Source organism: Ralstonia sp. ASV6 (assembly GCF_016429285.1).
GTDB classification, from domain to species: Bacteria; Pseudomonadota; Gammaproteobacteria; order Burkholderiales; family Burkholderiaceae; genus Ralstonia; species Ralstonia flaminis.
This window is the reverse complement of sequence record NZ_JAELUI010000048.1, coordinates 13,754-37,370: the sequence shown is the minus strand read 5'-3', so window position 1 is coordinate 37,370 and position 23,617 is coordinate 13,754. Positions and strand designations below refer to the sequence as shown.

Sequence of the window (23,617 nt, the reverse complement as noted above, 5' to 3'; positions counted from 1 at the left end):
GCACCGCGTCCATCACGCGCGCCGAGTACACCAGCGCCGCCCCCGCGTTGAGCGAGATCGCTACGCTCAACGCATCCGCAATCTCTTCATGCGTGGCGCCATGCTTGAGCGCTTCGGCGGTATGCACAGTGATACAGCCATCGCAACGTGTCGTCACCGCCACGGCCAGGGCAATCAGTTCACGCGTCTTGGCATCCAGGCTACCGGTCTTTGCTCCCGACAGCGTTTGATAGCCTTTGACCGTATCTGGCGTGATCTTGCCGATCTCGCCAATGCGCCCCAACAGTTCCTTCCGATACTCAACCCAGTTCAGCATGATGTGCTCCCGGTGGTGTGGCACTGGCCGGATGCCTGTGCCGTTGGAAAGAGTATTGTCTTTGTGGCCAATCCGTTGAATACTCGATTCAACCAATTTCTATCGAGATCGTCTCAATGGATGCGCTCAGCCAATTCATCCAATTGACCCGCCCACAGGCCAGTCTTGATTTGCGCTGCCTATTTCAAGGGCCATTCTCGATTCCGCATGATCCCGAGCCGAACGGTCAGGCGATCTTCCATCTGGTGCTGGCTGGCACATGTCTGGTAGAAACGGGGGGCCGCACACTCACTCTGCGCGAAGGTGATTTCATCCTCTTCCCGCGCGGCCACGCACATACCATCCATGACACGGCAAGCGCGGCCAACGCGCCCGTGCGCAAACCGCGCGCATCGCATGACGGCATGCTCCCGCTGCAACTGACCGGCCGTGGCGCTGCCGAGGTCGACCTGCTCTGCGGTCGCTTCGTGCACGAGCCTGGCTCGACCACATTGCTGGTGCGCACGCTGCCCGACCCGCTGCATGTGTCCTTGAGTGATAGTGCTTCGTTTCCAGCGCTGCAAGCCGTCATTGGCATGATGCGCAGCGAGGCTGAGACGCGCGCCCCCGGTGCGCTGGCAATCGTCACATCGTTGAGCCAAGCGCTGCTGACGCTTGCGCTGCGCGTCTACGGCCAGCGCGAGAATGCCGGCCCGGGTACGCTCACGTTGCTATCGGACACACGTCTCAGCACGTCCGTGCAAGCCATGCTCACCACGCCTGAGTATGCGTGGACCATTGATGTCCTGGCCGACCTGGCTGCCATGTCCCGCGCCACCTATGCGCGCCACTTCAAGGCACGCGCTGACATGACCGTGTGGGATTTCCTCACGCGCGTGCGCATGACCATGGCTTGCGATGCGTTGATTCATACGCGGCTGAGTGTGGGTGAAATCAGCGCCCGCGTTGGCTATCAATCCGAAGCGGCGTTCGGCAAGGCGTTCAAGCAGCAACTGGGGATGACGCCGGCGCGATACCGACGGGCAACCGCTGGGCCCGCGCGCGCGACGACCTCGTCTTGAGCTAGATCTCTTGGTCGGAGCGGCTCTGGGCGCTATCAGCAAGCGGGCTTGGATTACCCCAACCGTTCTCGAACAGCAGTTCATGGAGTGGCTGCCGCGCTGCCCACCGTTGCTGCTCCAGCATCGGCTGGTCGTAGAACTCATCTACATACCCCAGGCACAGCACTGCGATCGGTTTGGCGCCCGACGGCAGATGAAGCAGTTCGGACAACTGCTCGGGATCAAAGAGGGAGACCCACCCCATCCCGACCCCTTCAGCCCGGGCGGCGAGCCACATGTTCTGGATCGCGCAAGCGACCGAGGCAAGATCCATCTCTGGCAGCGTGCGACGGCCAAAAACATGCCGCTCGCGGCCGTCCATCAGCGCCGCCACCAGGACCTCTCCGCACTCCAGAATGCCCTCCACCTTGAGCCGCATGAAATCATCCTGCCGCTCACCCAGCGCAACGGCAGTCTGCTGGCGCTCGGTTTCGACCAGCGCGTGCACACGAGCCCGCAGGCCTCGATCTGTGATGTGGATGAAGCGCCAGGGCTGCATGAAGCCGACGCTGGGGCCAAGGTGAGCGGCTTCTAACAGACGTGTCAGCAGTGCCGCATCAAGTGGGTCGGGCCGGAAATGGCGCATGTCTCGCCGCTCGCGGATCACCCGATAGACGGCATCGACTTCGCCGTCGCTATACCGAAACTGGCTCATGACCTGAAGCCGCGCGCATACGCGTGTGATGTCCCCGAAAAAAACAAAAAGGACTTACGGCTCATCACCGTAAGTCCTTCGATTTTTTTGGTCGGGGCGAGAGGATTTGAACCTCCGACCACCTGCACCCCATGCAGGTACGCTACCAGGCTGCGCTACGCCCCGAACAAGCATGAAAGTATAACAGAGCTGCCGCGCAGATGACTAGTGGGTCGCCGCGTGCGCTTAGGGTTTATCGCTGTGCAGAATTTCCAGCACCGATTGCAACGCAAGTCGCAAGCTCGGCACGTCCACCGCGCCGCCCGTCACCAGAGGTGTCGTCGCACGGGCGTCGATTTCTGACTCAGCAGCTTGCACGGGCGCAGCACCCACACCATGACGCAACTCATCGAGTCGGTTGCGCGCGCCATTGATCGTGAAGCCCTGTTCGTACAGCAGCTCGCGAATACGCCGGATCAACAGCACTTCATGGTGCTGGTAATACCGACGATTGCCGCGCCGCTTGACGGGCTTGAGCTGCGTGAACTCCTGCTCCCAATAGCGCAACACGTGCGGTTTGACAGCACACAGATCACTCACCTCACCAATGGTGAAGTAGCGCTTGGCAGGAATCGGCGGCAGGTTGACCCGCTCCGTGTGTTTATCGGCGGCCATGAAGGGCAGGCGAAAAGATCCGGGGTGGACGGAACAGCAGAAACAACGGAATTACAGAGCGACAGAACTACGCAACGCCCGCAGGCATCGGCTCGACACGCTCTTCAACGAGCGCCTTGAGCTTCTGGCTTGCGTGGAACGTGACGACACGGCGCGCCGTGATCGGGATGATCTCCCCGGTCTTCGGATTGCGGCCCGGGCGCTGCGGCTTATCGCGCAACTGGAAGTTGCCGAAGCCGGACAGTTTGACACTGTCCCCCTGTTCGAGCGCCTCGCGAATCACGTCGAAAAACGCCTCGACCATGTCCTTCGATTCACGCTTGTTCAGACCGACCTGCTCGAACAGCATCTCGGCAAGCTCGGCCTTGGTGAGCGTCGGCACGTCTTGGCCGCGCGCATCACGCGCGTCAGCCAGTGCTGCCGAAGAAGAACCGAGCGAGTCGTCCAAAGATGCCGCCAGCGCGGGCGCGTGTTGATCGTTCATAGGATTCGCTTGGGCGTTGATCGATCCGAATGCGGAAGTTCGTTCGAGCTGTCTCTAGCGCAATGCGGACGTCTGAGACGTCAGGCACGCAGGCGCGCGCCAAATGCATCGCCGGCCGCTCGAATCAGTTGCTGTGTGGCGGCCTCGACAATGTCGTCCTGAAGGGTGCTGTCAGTATCTTGCAACGTAATTCTGAAGGCAAGGCTTTTCTCCTGCGCTCCAATGGCCGCCGTAGCGGCCTTCGGACGGAACTCGTCGAACAGCACAACCCCCTGCAGATAACGTTGCCATGGCGCGCCGACGGCAGTCTTCTCGAAGGTATCCACGAGATCTTGAACTGCTACGTCCTGTCGCACGACCAGTGCGATGTCGCGCGTCACGGCCGGCACGCGCGGCACTTCACGATACTTCGGCAAACCGATCGCGGTGATAGCGTCGAGCTCCAACTCCCACACCACCGGTGCGGTCGGCAGATCGTACTTTTGCAGCCAGCGCGGATGCAGCTCACCGATCCAGCCGATGGCGCGATCATTCAGCACCACACGTGCGGAGCGCCCCGGATGCAGCGCCGGATGCTCAGCGCGCTCGAAGCGTGCCTGCAGCGGCCACAACAACGATTCCACATCGCCCTTCACATCGAAGAAATCAACAGCACGCGTTTGCACGCCCCACTGCTCTTCCTTGGCCGGGCCGTAAGCAATACCACCCGCCATCATCGGTTGCGCGTAGCCAGCGATCGACAGACCACCGTCAGCCACGCCCGCATCGCGATGGAAAACACGGCCCACCTCGAACATGCGCACGCGCGAAGCCTTGCGATTCAGGTTGTAACGCACCTTGTCGAGCAGGCCGCCGATGAGCGTGCTGCGCATCACCGAGTACTGGCTGGCGATCGGGTTCAGCAGCGGAATCGGGTTGGTATTGCCAGCAAAATCGGCTTCCCACTCCGTCTCGACGAAAGCAAAGTTGACGACCTCGTGGTAGTCGCGCGCGGCCACCGCGTGACGGACATCGTGCATCGTGCGGCGTGCCTCGTCGGTCGAGCGCATCTCATTTTCAGCAACGGGCGGCTTGGCCGGAATCTGCTCGAAGCCGTAAATGCGGGCGACCTCTTCAATCAGGTCTTCCTCGATCTCGAGGTCAAAACGATACGACGGTGGCTCGACGATGAACACATCGCCATCCACGCTGAACGTGAGGGCGAGACGCTTGAACACATCCGCCACAACTTCATGCGACAGCGGAATGCCGAGCACACGCGCGGCACGCGCCACGCGCATACGTACCGGCTCGCGCCTTGGCAGATTGACGATCTGATCATCGATCGGGCCGGCCTGGCCGCCGCAGATTTCGAGGATCAGCGCGCTGATGCGCTCGATATGCTCAACGGTGGTCGCGTAATCGACGCCGCGCTCGAAGCGGTGGCCGGCGTCGGTCGAGAAGTTGTAGCGACGGCCGCGCCCCTGAATCGCCTCAGGCCACCAGAACGCAGCTTCAACGTAGATGTTTTGCGTGTCGAGCGTGACGGCGGTCTTGTCGCCGCCCATGATGCCGGCCAGGCTTTCGATGGCCTGCTCGTCGGCAATCACGCCAACTTTCTCGTCGACCTTGATGGTGTCGCCGTTGAGCAGCTTGAGCTCTTCGCCCGCCTTGCCCCAGCGCACCGTCAGGCCGCCGTGGATCTTGTCCAGATCAAACACATGCGACGGGCGGCCCAGCTCCAGCATCACGTAGTTGGAGATATCGACCAGTGCAGACACGCTGCGCATGCCCGCACGTTCGATGCGCGAGACCATCCATGCCGGTGTCTTCGCGTGTGCGTTCACGCCGCGGATGATGCGGCCCGAAAAGCGGCCGCACAGGTCCGGCGCTTCCACCTTGACCGGCAGCTTGTCAGCGAGCGTCACGGCCACCGGCGCCATCGACGGCATCGTAATCGGCGCACCCGTCAGTGCAGACACTTCACGCGCCACACCATGAATCGACAGGCAGTCCGCCTTGTTGGGCGTGAGCTTGATGACGAAGATCTGGTCATCCAGATCCAGCACCTTGCGGATGTCCGCTCCGACCGGCGTATCTTCCGGCAGGATCAGCAGGCCACCGTGGTCTTCCGACAGCTTCAGCTCGCGCGCTGAGCACAGCATGCCGTAGCTCTCCACGCCGCGCAGCTTGCCGACCTTGATCTTGAAAGGCTTGCCGTCTTCACCCGGCGGCAGTTCGGCACCCACCATTGCGCACGGCACTTTGATGCCCACCGAAACATTCGGTGCGCCGCAAACAATTTGCAGCAGCTCGCCCGTGCCCGCATCGACCTTGCAGACGTTCAGGCGATCGGCGTCCGGGTGCTTGTTCACCTCGACCACATGGCCGACGACGATCTGCGAGAACGGCGGCGCGACGGGGTCGACCTCTTCCACTTCGAGGCCCGCCATCGTCAGGCGATGGGAAAGCTCGTCAGTGGTGATCGGCGGATTGACGAAACTGCGAAGCCAGGATTCCGGAAATTGCATGGCGCGACAGAAAGAAGAATTCGATTAACGGGGCAAGGTGACGAAACTGCGAACGATCAGTTCTTACGCGAACTGCCGCAGGAAACGCACATCACCCTCGAAGAACAGGCGCAGATCATTAATGCCATAGCGCAGCATCGTCAGGCGCTCTAGGCCGGAGCCGAACGCAAAGCCGATGTAACGCTCCGGGTCCAGGCCCATGTTGCGCACCACGGTCGGGTGCACCTGGCCGGAACCGGAAATCTCCAGCCATTTGCCGTTGCCGAACGCCATGTCGATCTCGGCCGACGGCTCGGTGAACGGGAAGTACGACGGGCGGAAGCGTACGTTGATGTCGTCGCGCTCGAAAAACTTGCGCAGGAAGTCGGTGTAGACGCCCTTCAGGTCGGCAAAGCTGATGTTGTCGGCAATCCAGAGGCCTTCGACCTGGTGGAACATCGGCGAGTGCGTGGCGTCGCTGTCAACGCGATACGTGCGGCCCGGCGCGATGACCTTGATCGGGGGGATGCGGTCGAGGTGCTTGTACTTCTCGACGTGCATGCGGGCGTAGCGCACCTGCATCGGGCTGGTGTGCGTGCGCAGCAGCAGAAGCTTGTCTTCGCTGTCGCGGCCATCGATGTAGAAGGTGTCCTGCATCGAGCGCGCCGGATGGTTGTCCGGGTTGTTCAGCGCCGTGAAATTCATCCAGTCGGATTCGATTTCGGGGCCGTCGGCCACATCGAAACCAATCGAACCGAAGATCTTGGCGACGCGCTCCCAGGTGTTCATCACCGGGTGCAGGCTACCTTGCGCCACATCACGGCCGGGCAGCGTCACATCGATCGCTTCGGCGGCCAGGCGCGCGTTCATGAGCGCATCGGCCAACGCCTGGCGGCGGGCGGTCAGCGCTTCTTCAACGCGGCTCTTGGCCTGGTTGATGCGCGCGCCTTCGGACTTGCGCGTCTCCGGATCGAGCTTACCGAGGCCCTTGAGCAAGTCGGTCAGCACGCCGGACTTGCCGAGAAAGCGCGCTTTCTCGTTTTCCAGCGAGGCGTTGTCCTCTACAGAGGCAAACGCGGTTTGGGCATCAGCGACGACTTGATCCAGATCCAGTGACATGGGAAGGCGAGCGAAAAAATTCGGGTGATTCGGGATCGCGGAATACGCGGAATAAAAAACGGGGCTCGGTAAGAGCCCCGTCAGGGTGACTAGCCGGCAAACTGTTGGGCAATTCCAGCGGCTTGCCCGGCTAATCCAATCAGGCGACGTTGGCTTTCACCTGGTTCACGATGGCGGCAAAAGCCACCTTGTCGTGAATGGCCATGTCCGACAGCACCTTGCGGTCCAGCTCGATGGACGCCTTCTTCAGGCCGTTCATGAACTTGCTGTAGGTCAGGCCATGCTCGCGTGCGCCAGCGTTGATACGTGCAATCCAGAGTGCGCGGAACACGCGCTTCTTGTTGCGACGATCGCGGTAAGCGTACTGACCAGCACGCATGACCGCCTGCTTGGCGATGCGATAGACGTTATTGCGGCGGCCGCGGTAACCCTTGGCTGCGCTGATAACCTTCTTATGACGGGCCCGCGCTGTGACCCCACGTTTTACTCGAGGCATGAAATGCTCCTTTCGTAGTTAGTTAGGGTTAGGCGTACGGCATCATTGCGCGAACGGACTTCAGGTTCGTCTCATGGACGCCCTCGGTACCGCGCAGGTGACGCTTGTTCTTGGTGGTCTTCTTGGTCAGGATGTGACGCTTGAAGGCTTGGCCACGTTTGATCGTGCCACCAGGACGGGCAGTAAAGCGCTTGGAGGCGCTTTTCTTCGTCTTCATCTTCGGCATGGAACAACTCCGCTTTTGACATGAAGCCAGGTGGACGGCTGGCGCCGACACTTGCAAGACCCGGACTCACTTGTTGTATCGCGGCAGGCTCGGGGCTTTCACCCCTAACCCGCTGCGTTTTCCGACGTTTCCGTCTGAAACCTGCTCAGCGCAGCCGGAATCGTCCGGCCGCCACTGCATTACTTTTTCTTCTTGGGTGCCAACATCATCACTGCCTGGCGGCCTTCCATCTTCGGCATCTGCTCAACCTGACCGAGTTCTTCCAGGTCAGTCTTGATACGCTCCAGCACGCGCATGCCCAATTCCTGGTGAGCCATTTCGCGGCCGCGGAAACGCAAGGTAACTTTTACCCTGTCACCATCCTCAAGGAAGCGCGTCGCATTGCGCATCTTGACGTCGTAGTCGTTGTCGTCGGTGCCAGGACGGAATTTGACTTCCTTCACCTGGATAACCTTCTGCTTCAGCTTGGCCTCGTGAGCCTTTTTCTGTTCTGAATACCGGAACTTGCCATAGTCCATCAGACGGCAGACGGGCGGCTGCGCGGTCGGCGCGATCTCGACCAGGTCGACGTCTTTTTCTTCTGCCAGACGCAATGCGTCAAACAGTTTGACGATGCCGAGCTGTTCCCCTTCAACCCCGGTCAGCCGGACTTCCGGCGCGGTGATTTCGCGGTTGAGGCGGTGAGATGACTTATCGGTAGCGATGTTGAATATCCTCAAAGATTCAAAAAAACAGGCCGCGCCCAGCTCATGACTTGTTGGCGAGATCGTTCTGCAGTCGCTCAACGAACGCCGACAGCGGCATGGAGCCTAGATCGACGTTGCCACGGGCACGCACGGCCACCTGATTTTCATCCCGCTCTTTGTCACCCACCACAATCTGATAGGGGACCTTCTGCACGGAATGCTCGCGGATTTTATACCCAATCTTCTCATTCCGCAAATCAACAACCGCCCTAAATCCTTGTTTTTGCAGGGATTGCACAACGGATTGTGCGTATTCGGCGTGCGAATCGGTGATGCTGAGCACTGCAACCTGCACCGGCGAAAGCCACGTCGGCAGTGCACCGGCATATTGCTCGATCAAGATACCGATAAAGCGCTCCAGGCTGCCCACGATGGCGCGGTGCAGCATGATGGGGCGATGGCGTGCGCCGTCCTCACCAACAAACTCGGCGTCAAGGCGTTCCGGCAGGTTCGGATCGACCTGGATCGTGCCGCACTGCCACTGGCGCCCGAGTGCATCTTTAAGCACATATTCGATCTTCGGGCCATAGAACGCGCCCTCGCCCGGGAGGTATTCGAACTCACACCCCGACGCGCGCAGGCCTTCGGCCAGAGCCGCCTCGGCGCGGTCCCAGCTTTCTTCGGTGCCGATGCGTTTCTCCGGGCGCGTGGACAGCTTGTAGAGAATCTCGGTAAAGCCAAAATCCTTGTAGACCTTCTGCAGCAGCGTCGTGAACGCCGTGACCTCGGCCTGAATCATGTCTTCAGTGCAGAAGATATGGCCGTCGTCTTGCGTGAAGCCGCGCACGCGCATGATGCCGTGCAGGCCGCCCGAGGGCTCGTTGCGGTGACAGGCGCCAAACTCGCCAAAGCGCAGCGGCAGATCACGGTAGCTCTTGATGCCCTGCTTGTAGATGAGGATGTGGCCGGGGCAATTCATCGGCTTGAGCGCGTATTCGCGCTTTTCCGATTCCGTGATGAACATGTTCTCGCGGTACTTGTCCCAGTGGCCGGTCTTCTCCCACAGCGACTTGTCGAGAATCTGCGGGCCCTTCACTTCCTGATAGCCATTCTCGCGGTACACGCGGCGCATGTACTGCTCGATCTCTTGCCACAGCGTCCAGCCCTTGGGGTGCCAGAACACCGTGCCGGGCGAGTACTCGTCGATATGGAACAGATCGAGCTCGCGACCAAGCTTGCGGTGGTCGCGCTTCTCGGCCTCTTCCAGCATGCGCAGATAGGCTTCCTGGTCTTCCTTCTTGGCCCAGGCTGTGCCGTAGATGCGCTGGAGCATCTCGTTGTTGTGGTCGCCACGCCAGTAGGCGCCGGCCACCTTCATCAGCTTGAAGACCTTGAGCTTGCCCGTGGACGGCACGTGCGGGCCACGGCACAGATCCACGAAATTGCCTTCGCGGTACAGACCGATTTCCTGATCCTGCGGAATGGACGCGATGATCTCGGCCTTGTACTTCTCGCCCATGCCCTCGAACAGCTTGACGGCTTCGTCGCGGTTCCACACCTCACGCGTAACTTTCTCGTCTTTCTTGGCGAGCTCGGCCATCTTCTTCTCGATAGCGATGAGGTCTTCCGGCGTGAAGGGACGCTTGTAAGCGAAGTCGTAGTAGAAACCGTTGTCGATGACCGGACCGATCGTGACCTGCGCGTCGGGGTACAACTCCTTGACGGCGTAGGCCAGCAAGTGAGCCGTCGAGTGGCGAATCACGTCGACGCCGTCGGCGTCCTTGTCCGTGATGATGGCGAGCTTGGCATCGCGGTCGATCGTGTAGCTCGTGTCGACCATCTGGCCATCCACGCGACCAGCCAGCGCAGCCTTGGCCAGCCCCGCACCGATGCTCTGCGCCACTTCAGCCACCGTCACCGGGCCGGGAAACTCGCGCCGGGAACCGTCCGGCAACGTGATTGCGATCATGCTTGCTCCTGTGGAGTCGCCGTCGTGCGCTTCAGACGCGCACAGCGGCTGTCATTCTGTCGTGCGCCGCGCCGAACTGGCGTGGCAGGTTGTCGAATCGGATGCCGAACGGGCACCCCAAAGTGCTCTCAGCTTGATCGCCCCGCATGACGCGAAATCGCGGACGAAAAAAAAACGCGGCCAAGGCCGCGTTTTCATTTGCGCTATCTACCGCTTGGGCAGACCGCAAAGGGCGAAAAACGCACCTTGACTACTGTCGCTCCGAAGCGGTTGTAGTTCGCGGTGCCTGAATCATATTCGCCTTGTTTCAGTTGTACGGGACGAACCCGAGGGATGACGGCTTGGACATCCTACCCGACGCGTCCTGCTAAATGCGTTGGTAGGCTCGATTGGACTCGAACCAACGACCCCCACCATGTCAAGGTGGTGCTCTAACCAGCTGAGCTACGAGCCTGCCGAAGAACAAGACTATACCGTCACTTGCGCCTGGCTGTCAACACCCCTTGCACTTCTTCGATCAAAGTCAGCGCGCGCTGCAGTTGTGTCGCCTCCGCCACCTCGGCGGTGAACTGCATTTTGGCGACACCCTTGCTCGACAGGGTACGCACGCCGGTCACGTTGATCTTCTCGCGCGAAAGGATTTCCGAGATGTCTCGCAACAGGCCCTGGCGGTCCAGCGCCTCGACCTGGATGTCGATCGGATAGACCGAGTCACTACGTTGGCCCCACTCCGTTTGAATCACGCGGCCGGGTGCGCGGGCAGCCAGTTGCTGGAACGTCGCGCAGCTTTGCCGATGGATCGACACCCCGCGCCCACGCGTGACGAAACCGACAATCGGGTCCGGCGGCGCCGGCTTGCAACAACGCGACATCTGCGTGAGCAGCGAATCAACGCCCACCACCAACACACCGCTCTTGGCACCACGAGCTACGCTGGTCGCTTTGCTCTTCTTGGTGATCAACGCCTCGTCATCAACCGGTACGGGTGGCGGCGCACCATCCGAGCGCAGCACAGCCTCGATGCGGCGCAGGCTCAACTCATCCTTGGCGACCACAGCATAGAGATCGTCCGGCGTCTTGTAGCCGAGCTTGGCCGCCAGCTCTTCCAGATTGACGGCGGTCTTGCCCTCGCGTTGCAGGGTCTTGTCGATCAGTGCCCGGCCCTGTGAGAGCGTCTCTTCCAGCTCCAGTGCGTTGAACCACGCCCGCACCTTGGTGCGCGCGCGCGGGCTGACCAGATAGTGCAACTCGGTGTTCAGCCAGTCGCGTGACGGGCCACCATGCTTCACCGTCACAATCTCCACCGTCTGCCCATTCTTCAACGGTGTGTTCAACGGCACCATCGTGCCGTCGACACGCGCGCCGCGGCAACGGTGGCCGAGATCACTGTGCAGGTGGTAAGCGAAGTCGACCGGCGTCGCGCCCTGCGGCAACGCGATGACGCGCGCCTGCGGCGTCAGCACATAGATATGGTCATCCAGTTCGGTGTGCTTGAGCTGCTCCCACGGGGAATCTTCGTGCGTAACAGTGTGTTCGGCGTCGTCCTTCCAGGCGAGCAACTGGCGCAGCCAGGCGATCTTCTCGTCGTAGCGCTCGCTGGCAGAGAATTGGCCGGCGTAGCCCTTGCTGCCGGCTTCCTTGTAGCGCCAATGTGCAGCCACGCCGTACTCGGCAAAGTGGTGCATCTCGCGCGTGCGGATCTGCACCTCCAGTGCGCGACCGTCGTCACCGATCACCACCGTGTGCAGCGACATATAGCCGTTGGCCTTCGGGCGCGAGATGTAGTCGTCGAACTCCTTCGGGATCGGCTGCCACATGTGGTGCACGAAACCGAGCACCGTATAGCAATCCTTGATGTCGTCGACGATGACACGGAACGCGCGCACGTCGTACAGATCAGCAAAGTCGAGCTCCTTGCCGCGCATCTTTTTCCAGATGCTGTAGATGTGCTTGGGGCGACCGGTCACCTCGGCGTGGATGCCGGCGTCGTGCAGCGTCTTCTGCAACTGCGCGATGGCCTCGCCGATGAACTTTTCGCGCTCGATGCGCTTTTCGTCAAGCAGGCGGGCAATGCGCTTGTAGGTGTCGGGGTCTTCGAAGCGGAAACCGAGATCTTCGAGTTCCCATTTGAGTTGCCAGATGCCAAGGCGGTTAGCGAGCGGCGCGTAGATGTCGAGCGTCTCGCGTGCAATACCCTCGGGCGCGGGGCGCTTGCTTTGTGCCAGCCAGCGCAGCGATTGCAACCGCGACGCCAGCCGGATCAGCACCACACGAATGTCCTGCGCGAACGCAAGCAGCATCTTGCGCAGCGCTTCGACCTGGGCGCGGCGCGCCTCGGCCTCGTTCTTGCGCGTGATGCCAGCATCCGTCGGACTCACCATGCCGGCAATCGCGCCGATGCGCAGCAACTGCCGCACGTCGTGCACGAGTTTGACCACCTCGGGGCCGAAAGCGGGTTCGAGCGCCATTTCGTTGTCAGTCGCCAACGTAGGCAGCAGGAACAGCGCGGCCGCCTGCAGCGACGGCGTATCAACGCGCAGCCCCTCGAGGATAGCGATCGTGCCGCGCGCGTGCGACTCCAGCGGCTCGCCGGTCAGCGTGACGTTATCGCCGGCATTGGCCACCAAGTATTCGATCGCCCGTGCAACCAGCGTACCGTTGGCTCCCTGCTCTGCCGCGGGTGTTGCCACCTTGCCAGCCCCCTCGGCCGGCCGGTCGGTCTTGTTCTCCATGATGCGTCCTGCAGTGACGCGACGGGTTCAGCCCTTCAGCGCTGCCGTCACGACGATTTCGATACGGTACTTCGGGTTGGCCAACGCGGCCTCTACCGTGGCGCGCGGCGGCGAGTTCTTGGATTCAGCGGCGACCCACTGATCCCATACCTTGTTCATCTCGCCAATTTCAGTGATGTCTTTCAGGAAGATCTGACACATCAGGATGCGCGTCTTGTCGCTGCCGTTGGCGGCCAGCACGCGGTCGATGATGGCGAGCACCTCTGCCGTCTGCTCGGCGATGCCGGCATCCAGCGTCATCTCAGGCACCTGACCGGCCACGTAGACGACGCCGTTATAGACGGCTGCATCGGAATAGCGATGTTCAACGTTGTAACGCTTCAGTTCAGTGCTCATGTTGCAAATCAAATGAGGTCAGAAACGGTCATTGACCGAGGAAGAACTTGCGGGCGATCGCCACCTGGTCCGGCTGGACGAAGGTCGGCGCGTGGCCTACGTCGGGAATCTCCACCGTATTCACGTGCTGGCCGTGCTGCATCATGGCTTCAACAGTCTCGCGCGTGAGCAGATCGGATTGTGCGCCGCGCACGATGAGCACCTCGCCGGGAATTGCCTCGAAGAGCTTCCACAGCGTGGCTTCGCCGGCAGCAATCAACTCAGGCGTGGCGCTCTTGAACGGTTCGGCCAGCCGCGGATCATAGTGCAGAATCCACTCACCGCCCTGTGGCTTGAGAATGGCGGTGTTCAGCTCGCGCCATTGCTCCGGCGTATGCGGCCCGAACGATGCGCTGATCGTCTTGAGATAGGCAAGCCCTTCGTCGAAAGTCTTGAACCGGACGTTCAGGCCCAGGTACGCGCCGATACGCGTCAAGGATGACTCGGTCACGCGCGGGCCCACATCGTTGAGCAGCAGCTTGCGGATCGGCGACTTCGGCAGACCCGCCAGGCTCATGCCGATCAGCCCGCCCATCGACGTGCCAAACCAGTCGACCGACTCCACGTTCAAGCGCGCCAGCAGCGTAACCATGTCGGCCACGTACTGCGGAATCACGTAACCCTTTGGATCGAGCAGCCAGTCTGAGCGGCCACGCCCGACCACATCGGGGCAGATCACGCGGTAATCATTGCACAGCGCCTGCGCCAGCACGTCGAAGTCGCGTCCTGTGCGCGAGAGGCCGTGCACGCACACCAACACGCGTGCGTTCTGCGGATCGCCCCACTCGTGATAGGCCATCCGATGCAGGCCGGATGGACTCAGGCACTGCACGAAAGCGAGACGCGGCGAAACAGGCATGAAGACTCCTACACGTAAACAGCGGGAGAAAGCGAAGCCTGATTGTACGCTGGCCCAGGCAGGATGCGGCGATGCAGCAGGCGACAGCAAGTCGCCAGAAACAAGAAAGCCCCGCAACTGCGGGGCTTTTTCCTCTGATGTGTCCGCGCGTTACTGCGCCACCCAGCCACCATCCATGTTCCACGCCACGCCACGCACTTGCGAAGCTGCGTCGCTGCACAGGAACACCGCCAGCGCGCCGAGCTGATCGGGCGTGACAAATTCACCGGAAGGCTGCTTTTCCATCAGCAGATCCTTCTTGGCTTCCAGCGCAGACAAGCCATCCTTCTCGGCGCGCGCATCGATCTGCTTCTGCACCAGCGGCGTCAGCACCCAGCCCGGGCAGATCGCGTTGGACGTCACGCCCGTCTGCGCCGTCTCCAGCGCCACCGACTTGGTAAAGCCGACGATGCCATGCTTGGCCGCCACATACGCCGACTTCTGCGCCGACGCCACCAGACCATGCGCTGAAGCGATGTTGATGATGCGGCCCCAGTTCTTGCGCTTCATGCCAGGCACGGCCAGTCGCGTGGTATGGAACGCCGAGGTCAGGTTGATGGCGATGATGGCGTCCCAGCGTTCGGTCGGGAAATCTTCCACGTTGGCCACGTACTGGATGCCGGCGTTGTTGACGAGGATATCCACACCGCCGAACTCCGCCTCGGCATAGGCGAACATATCCTCGATCTCGGCCGCCTTGCTCATGTCAGCGCCGTGGTAACCGATGCGGATGGCGTTCTTGCCCGCTGCCGCGATCTGGGCCTTGGGCGCTTCCACATCACCAAAGCCATTCATGATGATGTTTGCACCCTGCGCAGCCAGCGAGCAGGCAATGCCCAGACCGATCCCGCTGGTCGAGCCCGTAACGAGGGCGGTTTTTCCTTGCAGCATCATGGTCTCCGGGTTAGATCAGGGTGACGCCAGTCTTGGACTGGATCTCTTCGCGCGAGACGCCCGGCGCGGTTTCAACCAGTTTCAGGCCCTGCTCGGTCACATCCATCACGCCCAGGTCGGTAATGATGCGATCAACCACGCCCACGCCCGTCAGCGGCAGCGTGCACTTGGGCAAGAGTTTCAGATCTTCAGTGCCGTCCTTCTTCTTGGCGGTGTGTTCCATCAGCACGATCACGCGCTTGACGCCTGCCACCAGATCCATCGCGCCGCCCATGCCCTTGACCATCTTGCCGGGGATCATCCAGTTGGCCAGGTCCCCCGTCTCGCTCACCTGCATCGCGCCGAGAATCGACAGGTTGATCTTGCCGCCGCGGATCATCGCGAAGCTCTGGTCGCTGCCGAAGATGGCGCTGCCCGGCAACGTGGTCACGGTTTGCTTGCCGGCGTTGATGAGGTCGGCATCCACTTCGTCTTCCGTGGGGAACGGGCCGATGCCGAGCATGCCGTTTTCGCTCTGCAGCCAGACTTCCTTGTCGCCGGTGTGGTTGGCAACCAGCGTCGGAATGCCGATACCGAGGTTGACGTAGAAACCGTCTTGCAATTCCTGGGCAGCACGCGCCGCCATTTGGTCTTGAGTCCAGGCCATGTCGGTCTCCTTAGTTGGCTGCTCGGATGGTGCGCTTTTCAATGCGCTTCTCGGGCGTGGCATTGAGCACGATGCGCTGCACGTAGATGCCGGGCAGATGGATATCGTCCGGTGCAAGCTCGCCCACTTCAACGATCTCTTCGACCTCGACGATGCAGATCTTGCCAGCGGTTGCCGCAGCGGGGTTGAAGTTGCGCGCAGTCAGGTTGAAACGCAGGTTGCCGGACTTGTCCGCCACCTGTGCCTTGACCAGCGACACATCGGGCACCAGCGAGCGTTCCATGACGTACGTTTCGCCGTCGAACTCACGCAGCTCCTTGCCCTCGGCCACCATGGTGCCGACGCCGGTCTTGGTGAAGAACGCCGGGATGCCGGCACCGCCGGCGCGCAGCTTCTCTGCAAGCGTGCCCTGCGGGGTGAACTCCAGCTCAAGTTCGCCGGCCAGGTACTGGCGCTCGAACTCCTTGTTCTCGCCCACGTAGGACGAAATCATCTTCTTGATCTGGCGGGTTTCCAGCAGCAGGCCCAGGCCAAAACCATCGACCCCAGCGTTATTGGAAATGCAGGTGAGGTTCTTGACGCCCGAATCGCGCAGCGCAGCAATCAGCGCTTCCGGAATGCCGCACAGGCCGAAGCCGCCCACGGCGATGGTCTGGCCGTCTTTGACGACGCCCGCGAGCGCCTCGCTGGCGCTGGCGAAGATTTTGTTCATGCGTGCTCCTTCCTTGGTGGTCCAACGAATCCGGCAGGGTTTTGACCGATCGCACAGTTGGGGTTTGTGCGATGCAGCGCCGGAAAATTGTAACGGTACAATTTGGCGAGAATACGCAAGCGTCACGCAACGCAGCAATACGTACGACTACATAAGGCCCTAACCTGATCCCCACCGCCATGCCCGCACTCGATTATCAGACCGCGTTCCAGCTCGCCCCGGTCGGCATGGTGATGTCACGCGAGCGCGTGATGCTCGACGTCAACGACGAAGCCGCGCGCATCTTCGGCCACGCGCGCGCCACGATGATCGGGCAATCGTTTGAGTTGCTCTATCCGACACACGATGAGTATGAACGCACCGGCGCACGCATCATTCCCGTCATGAACGCGCGCGGCAGCTACTCGGACGAGCGCATCATGAAACGTGCCAACGGCGAGCTGTTCTGGTGCCACGTCACGGGCCGTGCGCTCGATCGCACCAAGCCGCTGGGCGAAGGCATCTGGACGTTCGAGGATCTGTCGGCGCACCGGCCGGTCACGGCGGCACTCACGCCGCGCGAGCGCGACATCGCCGCACAGCTGGTTGAAGGCAAGACCAGCAAGCAGATCGGCAAGCAACTGGAGATCAGCCCGCGCACAGTGGAAATTTACCGTGCACGGCTGATGAAGAAGTACGCAGCCAACACCTCGCTGGAGTTGGTGCAAAGGCTGATGGGGCACTGAGCCCCAGCGGGTTACACCATCCCGTCGTCAGCGTTGATGACAGCGCCGTTGATGAAGTCCGATTGATCCGACGCGAGCAACAGGACCAGCCCGTCCAGGTCTTCCGGCTTGCCCACGCGCTTGCGCGGCAGCATCTGCACGAGCTTCTGGCCGGCCTCGGTTTCCCAGTGGTGGTGATTGATCTCGGTGTCGATATAGCCTGGGCAAATGGCGTTCGTGTTGATACCCAGGCGCCCCCACTCCAGCGCCATGGCTTTGGTCATATGCACCACGGCAGCCTTGCTCATGCAGTAGACGCCGATCTGCGACAGCACCTTCAGCCCCGCCACCGACGCAATGTTGATGATGCGCGACTGCGGCAGCGGCGAGCCGTTCTTCTCGGCCCCCTTGGCCCGCGCGATCATGCGCTTGGCGGTTTCCTGTGCCACGAAGAAGGCGCCGCGCGTGTTGGTGTCGAAGACGAAATCGAAATCGTCCGGCGTCACATCCACCATGCGCTGCGTGGTCGAAACGCCTGAATTGTTGACAAGAATATCGATGGTGCCGGCTTCGGTCTCAGCGTGGGCGATGGCGGCACGGATACTGTCTGGGTCCGTGACGTCCAGACGCACGACGTGGGCGCTGCCCCCCTTCGATTCGATGTCGGCGCGCAACTCCTTCAGGCGCTCGACGCGGCGCGAGGCCAGCACCACCTTGGCGCCGGCCGCTGCCAGCGTGTGCGCGAAGCGCGCGCCCAGGCCACTGGATGCGCCTGTAATCAGCGCAACCTTGCCTTCCAGATTGATCGACAGACCCATGATGCGTGATCCCCGCGTGTTGATTTGGCGTTGAATTTGGCATGCGCGGAGCCGGTTACAAGCGGCTCCAGCATATGAAGTCGGCGCAGCTTAGCAAAAAATCGAACGATCGTTCAGAAATTTCGCTTGCCGCATACGGGCGCGTCCCCGACAATGCGGGAAATTCTAATGCAGCAATCCGCCATACCAATAAGCAAACGCCCTACAAGCGAAGAGACATCTATGAACCAGCAGCAGCTCCTCGAACAGTACGGTCCCCGAGAGTCCATGGAGTACGACGTCGTGATCGTCGGCGGTGGCCCTGCCGGCCTGGCGACCGCGATCCGGATCAAGCAACGTGCCGCCGAAACCGGCAAGGATGTGTCGGTCGTTGTGCTGGAAAAGGGCTCGGAGCCCGGCGCGCACATTCTCTCGGGCGCGGTCATGGACCCGCGGGCAATCACAGAACTGCTGCCGAACTGGAAGGCTGACGGCGCACCGCTCAGCCAGCCCGTGACTGGCGACGACGTCCTCTTCCTAAGCGAAACTGGCACCAAGCGCACGCCTGACTGGCTCGTGCCGCGCAACTTCCACAACCACGGCTGCTACGTCATCTCGCTGTCGAACGTGGTCAAGTGGATGGCCACGCAGGCCGAAGCGCTGGGCGTGGAGATCTTCCCAGGTTTTGCGGCAGCGGAAGTGCTGTACGACGACAAGGGTGCCGTGCGCGGTGTCGCCACGGGCAACATGGGCATCGGCAAGGATGGAGAGCCGACTGAGAACTTCCAGCTCGGCATGGAGCTGCTCGGCAAGTACACGATCTTCGCTGAAGGCGCGCGCGGTCACCTGGGCCGCCAATTGCTCGACAAGTACAAGCTGAACGCCGGCAAGGACCCGCAGACCTTCGCCATCGGCATCAAGGAACTGTGGGAGATCGACCCTGCCAAGGCCAAGCCCGGTCTGGTGGTGCACACCGCAGGCTGGCCGATGGAAGACGACACCTTCGGCGGCGGCTTCCTGTATCACCTGGAAGACAACAAGGTCACGCTCGGCTTCGTCATCGGCCTGGACTACAAGAACCCGTGGATGAGCCCGTTCGAAGAAATGCAACGCTGGAAGGCCCATCCGGCCATCCGCGCGCATATCGAAGGCGGCAAGCGCATCGGCTACGGCGCCCGCGCCATCAACAACGGCACGCCGCAGGCGCTGCCCAAGACCGTGTTCCCGGGTGGCGCGCTGGTTGGCTGCGACGCCGGCTACCTGAACGCCGCACGCATCAAGGGCAGCCACGCTGCCATCAAGAGCGGCATGATGTGCGGCGAAGCCGTGTTCGACGCCGTGACGGCTGGCCGCTCCGCAGATGAGCTGTCCGCCTACCCGGCCGCCTTCGAGCAGAGCTGGTTGAAGGAAGAGCTGGACCAGTCGCGCAACTTCAAGCTGTGGTTCAAGAAGAGTCCGACGCTGGGCAAGATCATGACCGGCATCGAGCAGTGGCTGCTGCCCAAGATTGGCGTCAGCAACCCGCCCTGGACGCTGCACGGCACGAAGTCGGACAACCAATCGCTCAAGCCTGCCGCCGAGTGCGTGAAGATCGAGTATCCGAAGCCGGACGGCAAGCTGACGTTCGACCGTCTCTCGTCGGTGTTCATCTCGAACACCAACCACGAAGAGAACCAGCCCGCTCACCTGACGCTGAAGGACCCAACCGTTCCGACGCGCATCAACCTGGCGCAGTTTGCTGGCCCCGAGCAACGCTATTGCCCGGCCGGTGTGTACGAGTTCGTGAAGAACGACGAAGGTACCGAGCGCCTGCAGATCAACGCGCAGAACTGCGTGCACTGCAAGACCTGCGACATCAAGGACCCGACGCAGAATATCGTGTGGGTCACGCCAGAGGGTGGCGGTGGTCCGAACTACGTCGGCATGTAAGCGCCGAATGACCAACAAAAAAGCGCGTTCGATGACGCGCTTTTTTGTTGCCTGGGCGAATCGTCTTACGACGCTTTCGCCGGAATGGCCGGCGTCTCCACCGACACATCGCCGCATTGCGCGCGATGGCGCAGCGCGTGGTCGATCAGCACCAGCGCCAGCAGCGCCTCGGCGATCGGCGTGGCACGAATGCCGACGCACGGATCATGGCGACCGAACGTTTCCACCATCGCCGGATCGCCCCCCTTGTCGATCGAGCGGCGCGGCGTGCGGATGCTCGACGTCGGCTTGATCGCCAGCGACACCGAGATGTCCTGCCCAGTCGAAATGCCGCCCAGGATGCCGCCCGCGTTGTTGCCGACAAAACCTCCCGGCGTCAGCTCATCGCCGTGCTCGGAGCCGCGCTGCGCCACGGCATGAAAACCGGCACCGATCTCCACGCCCTTCACCGCATTCAGGCCCATCATGGCGTGAGCGATGTCAGCGTCCAGGCGATCGAACAGCGGCTCGCCCCAGCCGACCGGCACGCCGGTCGCCACCACTTCAATGCGCGCACCGACGGAGTCACCGTCCTTGCGCAGTGCATCCATATAGGTTTCGAGCTCGGGCACGATCTCGGCATTCGGCGCGAAGAACGGGTTGTTCGGCACCTCGTTCCAGTCCATGAACGGAATCTGGATATCGCCCAGTTGCGACATGAAGCCATGGATCTCAACGCCGAACTTCTCGCGCAGCCACTTTTTGGCGACCGCCCCGGCAGCGACCGTGGGCGCCGTCAACCGTGCCGACGAGCGTCCGCCACCACGCGGGTCGCGAACGCCGTACTTGTGCCAGTAGGTGTAGTCGGCGTGGCCAGGACGGAAGGTCTCGGCGATGTTGCTGTAGTCCTTGCTGCGCTGGTCAGTGTTGCGGATCAGCAGACAGATGGGCGTGCCGGTGGTCTTGCCCTCATACACACCGGAAAGAATCTCGACGACGTCGTCTTCCTTGCGCTGCGTGACGTGGCGCGAGGTGCCGGGCTTACGGCGATCCAGATCAGGCTGGATGTCTTCAGCCGAGAGCGTCATGCCCGGCGGGCAGCCGTCGATGACAGCGCCGATGGCCGGGCCATGCGACTCGCCGAAGGTGGTGACGGAAAACAGCAGGCCCAGGGTATTGCCAGACATGATCGTGCTCGGGAAAGCGCCGCCACGCAGGCGGCGCGAAACATCGGGAAACCGCTATTGTAAGCCGATCGATCAGCCGCCAATACCCAGCAGCTCAACCTCGAAGTTCAGCGTGGAATTGGGCGGAATCGTGCCGGGCACGCCGCGATCACCATAGGCGGTGGCGGCCGGGCACGTCAGCTTGGCTTTGCCGCCCACCTGCATCTTCTGCACGCCTTCCGTCCAGCACGGAATCACGCGGTTCAACGGGAACGAGATCGGCTGGCCGCGCTTGTAGGAGCTGTCGAACTCGGTACCGTTGGTGAGCGTGCCGCGATAGTGCACCTTGACCGTATCGCTGGCCTTGGGCGACGGGCCCGTGCCCTTGGTCAGGGTCTGGACGACCACACCGGAGGGCAGGGTTTCACTCGACGCTGGCGATGCAGCCTGCGCGGTAACAGCAGCCAGGACAAGCGACGAAGCGCACAGCAGCAGAGAAGCGAGTTTCATGGCAGATAACGGGAGAGTTTGGGGTAGAAAGAAATGAGGCCGGTCGCGGGCCAACCGGCAGTGTATCGAATTCCGATGCGGCGCCAATCACTAGAGCCGCTCGCCGCGCAATGCCAGCACAGCCGCCTGCAACCCTTCCGGCGACACCGCCTGCGCCGGCACCGGCGTACCGATGCACAGCTCCAGCTTGTTGAGAATGCCGCGCCGGAATGGCCGCGTCATCGCTGCGCCGCCGTGGCGTGAGAAGAAGCTGCCCCACAGGCCACGCAGCGCCATCGGCGCCACCGGCACGGGCGTGCGTTCAACAATGCGACGCACGCCTTCCTTGAAGGGGTTCATCTCGCCCGTGGCCGTGATCTTGCCCTCAGGGAAGACGCAGACCACCTCGCCCTCGGCCAGCGCTTCTGCAATGGTGTCGTAAGCGCGCTTGAGCATCTCGGGGTCCTCATGCATCGGCGCAATCGGAATCGCCTTGACCGTGCGGAAGAACCACGACAGCAACGGCACCTTAAAGATGCGGTGATCCATCACAAAGCGGACCGGCCGGCGCACGAAGGCGCCCACCACCACAGCATCAACAAAGCTCACGTGGTTGCAGACCAGCAGGCACGGGCCCTCGTCGGGAATGCGCTCGGCGCCCTCCACCTTCACGCGGTAGACGGTATGGATCAGCAGCCACATCACGAAGCGGATCAGGAATTCCGGCACCAGCGTGTAAATGTAGATGGCCACCACGGCATTGAGGATGCCCGTGACCAGGAACAACTGCGGGATCGTAAAGCCGGCGCGCGTGAGCGCCATCGCCAGCACGGCCGAGGCGATCATGAACAGCGCGTTAAGGATGTTGTTGGCCGCGATGATGCGGGCACGGTGCGTCGGCTCACAGCGGCTCTGGATCAGCGCATATAGCGGCACACTGTAGAAACCGCCGAACATCGCCAGCAGGAACAGATCCGCCAGCACGCGCCAATGACGATGGTTCTGCAGGAAGCCCGAAATGCCCGTCAGCACATCGTGCGCGACCAGCGCCTCGGCGTGCGAGGCGAAGTACAGGTCCACCGCAAACACAGTCATGCCGATCGAGCCGAACGGCACAAGGCCGATCTCCACCGTGCGGCCTGAGAGCTTCTCACACAGCATCGAGCCCAACCCGATGCCCACCGAGAACACCGCCAGCAGCAGCGTCACCACGTTCTGGTCACCACCGAGCACGTTGCGTGCAAAGGCAAAGAACGACGTCAGGAAGGTCGCCCCCACAAACCACAGCCACGAAATACCCATCAGGCTCAGGAACACAGCGCGCTGATTGCTGGCCAGCTTCAGATTGCGCCACGTCTCGGAAACCGGATTCCAGTTGATGCGCAGATCCGGCTGCGACGCCGGAGAGACCGGCACACCGCGCGCCGTCAGCCAGCCCGATACGGCAATGATCAGGCAAGCGATGCCCGTAAGCGTGGGGCCAATGAGATCGCCATTGCGCGTGTAGTTGGCCAACTCCCCGCCGCCGATGGTGCCGATCAGGATGGCGACAAAGGTGCCCATTTCTACCAGCCCGTTGCCGCCCACCAGCTCGGACGACTGCAGGTGTTGAGGCAGATAGGCGTACTTGACGGGCCCAAACAGCGTCGAATGTACGCCCATCAGGAACGTGCACAGATACAGCAGTTCGACGTGACGCAGCGCAAAGCCTGCGCAGCCGATCGCCATGATGGCGATTTCCAGCGTCTTGACCAAGCGGATCAGCCGGGCCTTGTCCATGCGATCGGCAATCTGCCCGCTGGTGGCCGACAGCAATACGAAAGGCGCGATGAAGATGGCGGAGATCAGAAACGCCGCAGAGGCTGGATCCGTATTGCCAAACAGCGCCGCGTGGTACGTGACCAGAGAGGAGAACGCCACCTTGAATACGTTGTCGTTCATCGCACCCAGGAACTGGGTCCAGAAGAACGGTGCGAAACGACGCTGCTTCAACAGGGAAAACTGGCTCGATTGGCTCATCAGCAGGGGCGATCGTGGTTCGA

General features: G+C 61.7%; 23 protein-coding genes and 2 tRNA genes. 3 read left to right on the top strand and 22 right to left on the bottom strand.

The genetic code is table 11. From position 1 onward, the window contains the following. Positions 1–316, bottom strand: a 316-nt coding sequence (locus JHD73_RS11890; protein WP_199030476.1) for a carboxymuconolactone decarboxylase family protein, incomplete at its 3' end; no start/stop codon positions are given. Positions 317–432: 116 nt separating this feature from the next. On the opposite strand from JHD73_RS11890, the gene JHD73_RS11885 reads away from it, so the two are divergent. Then, positions 433–1,377, top strand: a complete 945-nt coding sequence (locus JHD73_RS11885; protein WP_199030475.1) for a cupin domain-containing protein — start codon at positions 433–435, stop codon at positions 1,375–1,377. 1 nt (position 1,378) lies between these two features. Here the strand turns inward: JHD73_RS11885 and bluB are convergent, their stop codons facing one another. From bluB to JHD73_RS11800, 17 genes are all read right to left on the bottom strand, one after another. After that, the gene (bluB, locus tag JHD73_RS11880) at positions 1,379–2,071 is read right to left on the bottom strand and encodes a 5,6-dimethylbenzimidazole synthase (protein ID WP_199030474.1); all 693 of its coding nucleotides are present in this window, start codon (positions 2,069–2,071) and stop codon (positions 1,379–1,381) included. An 88-nt stretch (positions 2,072–2,159) separates the two neighbouring features. Continuing rightward, positions 2,160–2,236 (bottom strand) — tRNA-Pro (locus JHD73_RS11875). Between the two features lie 60 nt (positions 2,237–2,296). Then, entirely contained in the window at positions 2,297–2,725 is a 429-nt protein-coding gene (locus tag JHD73_RS11870; protein ID WP_199030473.1) for a MerR family transcriptional regulator, read from the bottom strand. 67 nt (positions 2,726–2,792) lie between these two features. After that, the gene (locus tag JHD73_RS11865; protein WP_199030472.1) at positions 2,793–3,209 is read right to left on the bottom strand and encodes an integration host factor subunit alpha; all 417 of its coding nucleotides are present in this window, start codon (positions 3,207–3,209) and stop codon (positions 2,793–2,795) included. Between the two features lie 80 nt (positions 3,210–3,289). Then, a complete protein-coding gene (gene pheT, locus JHD73_RS11860) occupies positions 3,290–5,719 on the bottom strand; it encodes a phenylalanine--tRNA ligase subunit beta (protein ID WP_199030471.1) in 2,430 nt (809 codons plus the stop codon). Positions 5,720–5,782: 63 nt separating this feature from the next. Continuing rightward, positions 5,783–6,811: a phenylalanine--tRNA ligase subunit alpha gene (gene pheS, locus JHD73_RS11855; RefSeq protein WP_199030478.1), complete on the bottom strand. Its 1,029-nt coding sequence runs from the start codon at positions 6,809–6,811 to the stop codon at positions 5,783–5,785. 145 nt (positions 6,812–6,956) lie between these two features. After that, on the bottom strand, positions 6,957–7,313 hold the full coding sequence (gene rplT / locus JHD73_RS11850; protein ID WP_012762124.1) for a 50S ribosomal protein L20: 357 nt from the start codon (positions 7,311–7,313) through the stop codon (positions 6,957–6,959). A 28-nt stretch (positions 7,314–7,341) separates the two neighbouring features. Further along, on the bottom strand, positions 7,342–7,539 hold the full coding sequence (rpmI, locus tag JHD73_RS11845) for a 50S ribosomal protein L35 (RefSeq protein ID WP_004636003.1): 198 nt from the start codon (positions 7,537–7,539) through the stop codon (positions 7,342–7,344). Between the two features lie 179 nt (positions 7,540–7,718). Beyond that, the gene (infC, locus tag JHD73_RS11840; protein ID WP_199030477.1) at positions 7,719–8,258 is read right to left on the bottom strand and encodes a translation initiation factor IF-3; all 540 of its coding nucleotides are present in this window, start codon (positions 8,256–8,258) and stop codon (positions 7,719–7,721) included. 28 nt (positions 8,259–8,286) lie between these two features. Continuing rightward, positions 8,287–10,194, bottom strand: coding sequence for a threonine--tRNA ligase (thrS, locus tag JHD73_RS11835; protein WP_199030470.1), 1,908 nt, complete (start codon positions 10,192–10,194; stop codon positions 8,287–8,289). Positions 10,195–10,571: 377 nt separating this feature from the next. Then, a tRNA-Val gene (locus JHD73_RS11830) sits at positions 10,572–10,648 on the bottom strand. Positions 10,649–10,670: 22 nt separating this feature from the next. Then, the gene (locus JHD73_RS11825; RefSeq protein WP_199030469.1) at positions 10,671–12,926 is read right to left on the bottom strand and encodes a bifunctional (p)ppGpp synthetase/guanosine-3',5'-bis(diphosphate) 3'-pyrophosphohydrolase; all 2,256 of its coding nucleotides are present in this window, start codon (positions 12,924–12,926) and stop codon (positions 10,671–10,673) included. A 27-nt stretch (positions 12,927–12,953) separates the two neighbouring features. After that, positions 12,954–13,322 carry a RidA family protein gene (locus tag JHD73_RS11820; protein WP_199030468.1) on the bottom strand — a complete coding sequence of 123 codons (369 nt, stop codon included), beginning with the start codon at positions 13,320–13,322 and terminating at the stop codon, positions 12,954–12,956. A gap of 28 nt (positions 13,323–13,350) precedes the next feature. Continuing rightward, positions 13,351–14,220: an alpha/beta fold hydrolase gene (locus JHD73_RS11815; protein ID WP_199030467.1), complete on the bottom strand. Its 870-nt coding sequence runs from the start codon at positions 14,218–14,220 to the stop codon at positions 13,351–13,353. Positions 14,221–14,370: 150 nt separating this feature from the next. Continuing rightward, entirely contained in the window at positions 14,371–15,153 is a 783-nt protein-coding gene (locus tag JHD73_RS11810; RefSeq protein ID WP_199030466.1) for a 3-hydroxybutyrate dehydrogenase, read from the bottom strand. A 10-nt stretch (positions 15,154–15,163) separates the two neighbouring features. Further along, the gene (locus JHD73_RS11805) at positions 15,164–15,799 is read right to left on the bottom strand and encodes a 3-oxoacid CoA-transferase subunit B (RefSeq protein ID WP_199030465.1); all 636 of its coding nucleotides are present in this window, start codon (positions 15,797–15,799) and stop codon (positions 15,164–15,166) included. A gap of 10 nt (positions 15,800–15,809) precedes the next feature. Continuing rightward, positions 15,810–16,511 (bottom strand): CoA transferase subunit A, encoded by a 702-nt coding sequence (locus tag JHD73_RS11800; RefSeq protein WP_199030464.1) that lies wholly within the window; start codon positions 16,509–16,511, stop codon positions 15,810–15,812. Positions 16,512–16,690: 179 nt separating this feature from the next. Here JHD73_RS11800 and JHD73_RS11795 point away from each other — a divergent pair, with 179 nt between their 5' ends. Beyond that, a complete protein-coding gene (locus JHD73_RS11795; RefSeq protein WP_199030463.1) occupies positions 16,691–17,236 on the top strand; it encodes a LuxR C-terminal-related transcriptional regulator in 546 nt (181 codons plus the stop codon). Positions 17,237–17,247: 11 nt separating this feature from the next. Here JHD73_RS11795 and JHD73_RS11790 read toward each other — a convergent pair whose 3' ends face one another. Beyond that, positions 17,248–18,033: an SDR family oxidoreductase gene (locus JHD73_RS11790; RefSeq protein ID WP_199030462.1), complete on the bottom strand. Its 786-nt coding sequence runs from the start codon at positions 18,031–18,033 to the stop codon at positions 17,248–17,250. A gap of 222 nt (positions 18,034–18,255) precedes the next feature. Here JHD73_RS11790 and JHD73_RS11785 point away from each other — a divergent pair, with 222 nt between their 5' ends. Beyond that, positions 18,256–19,941, top strand: coding sequence for an electron transfer flavoprotein-ubiquinone oxidoreductase (locus JHD73_RS11785; protein ID WP_199030461.1), 1,686 nt, complete (start codon positions 18,256–18,258; stop codon positions 19,939–19,941). 65 nt (positions 19,942–20,006) lie between these two features. Here the strand turns inward: JHD73_RS11785 and aroC are convergent, their stop codons facing one another. The 3 genes from aroC to JHD73_RS11770 form a co-directional block, all read right to left on the bottom strand. Continuing rightward, positions 20,007–21,107 carry a chorismate synthase gene (gene aroC / locus JHD73_RS11780; RefSeq protein ID WP_199030460.1) on the bottom strand — a complete coding sequence of 367 codons (1,101 nt, stop codon included), beginning with the start codon at positions 21,105–21,107 and terminating at the stop codon, positions 20,007–20,009. Positions 21,108–21,179: 72 nt separating this feature from the next. Further along, complete coding sequence (locus JHD73_RS11775; RefSeq protein WP_199030459.1) at positions 21,180–21,596, bottom strand: FKBP-type peptidyl-prolyl cis-trans isomerase; 417 nt, start codon at positions 21,594–21,596, stop codon at positions 21,180–21,182. Positions 21,597–21,686: 90 nt separating this feature from the next. Beyond that, positions 21,687–23,594 (bottom strand): MFS transporter, encoded by a 1,908-nt coding sequence (locus JHD73_RS11770; protein WP_199030458.1) that lies wholly within the window; start codon positions 23,592–23,594, stop codon positions 21,687–21,689. Between the last annotated feature and the right edge of the window lie 23 nt (positions 23,595–23,617).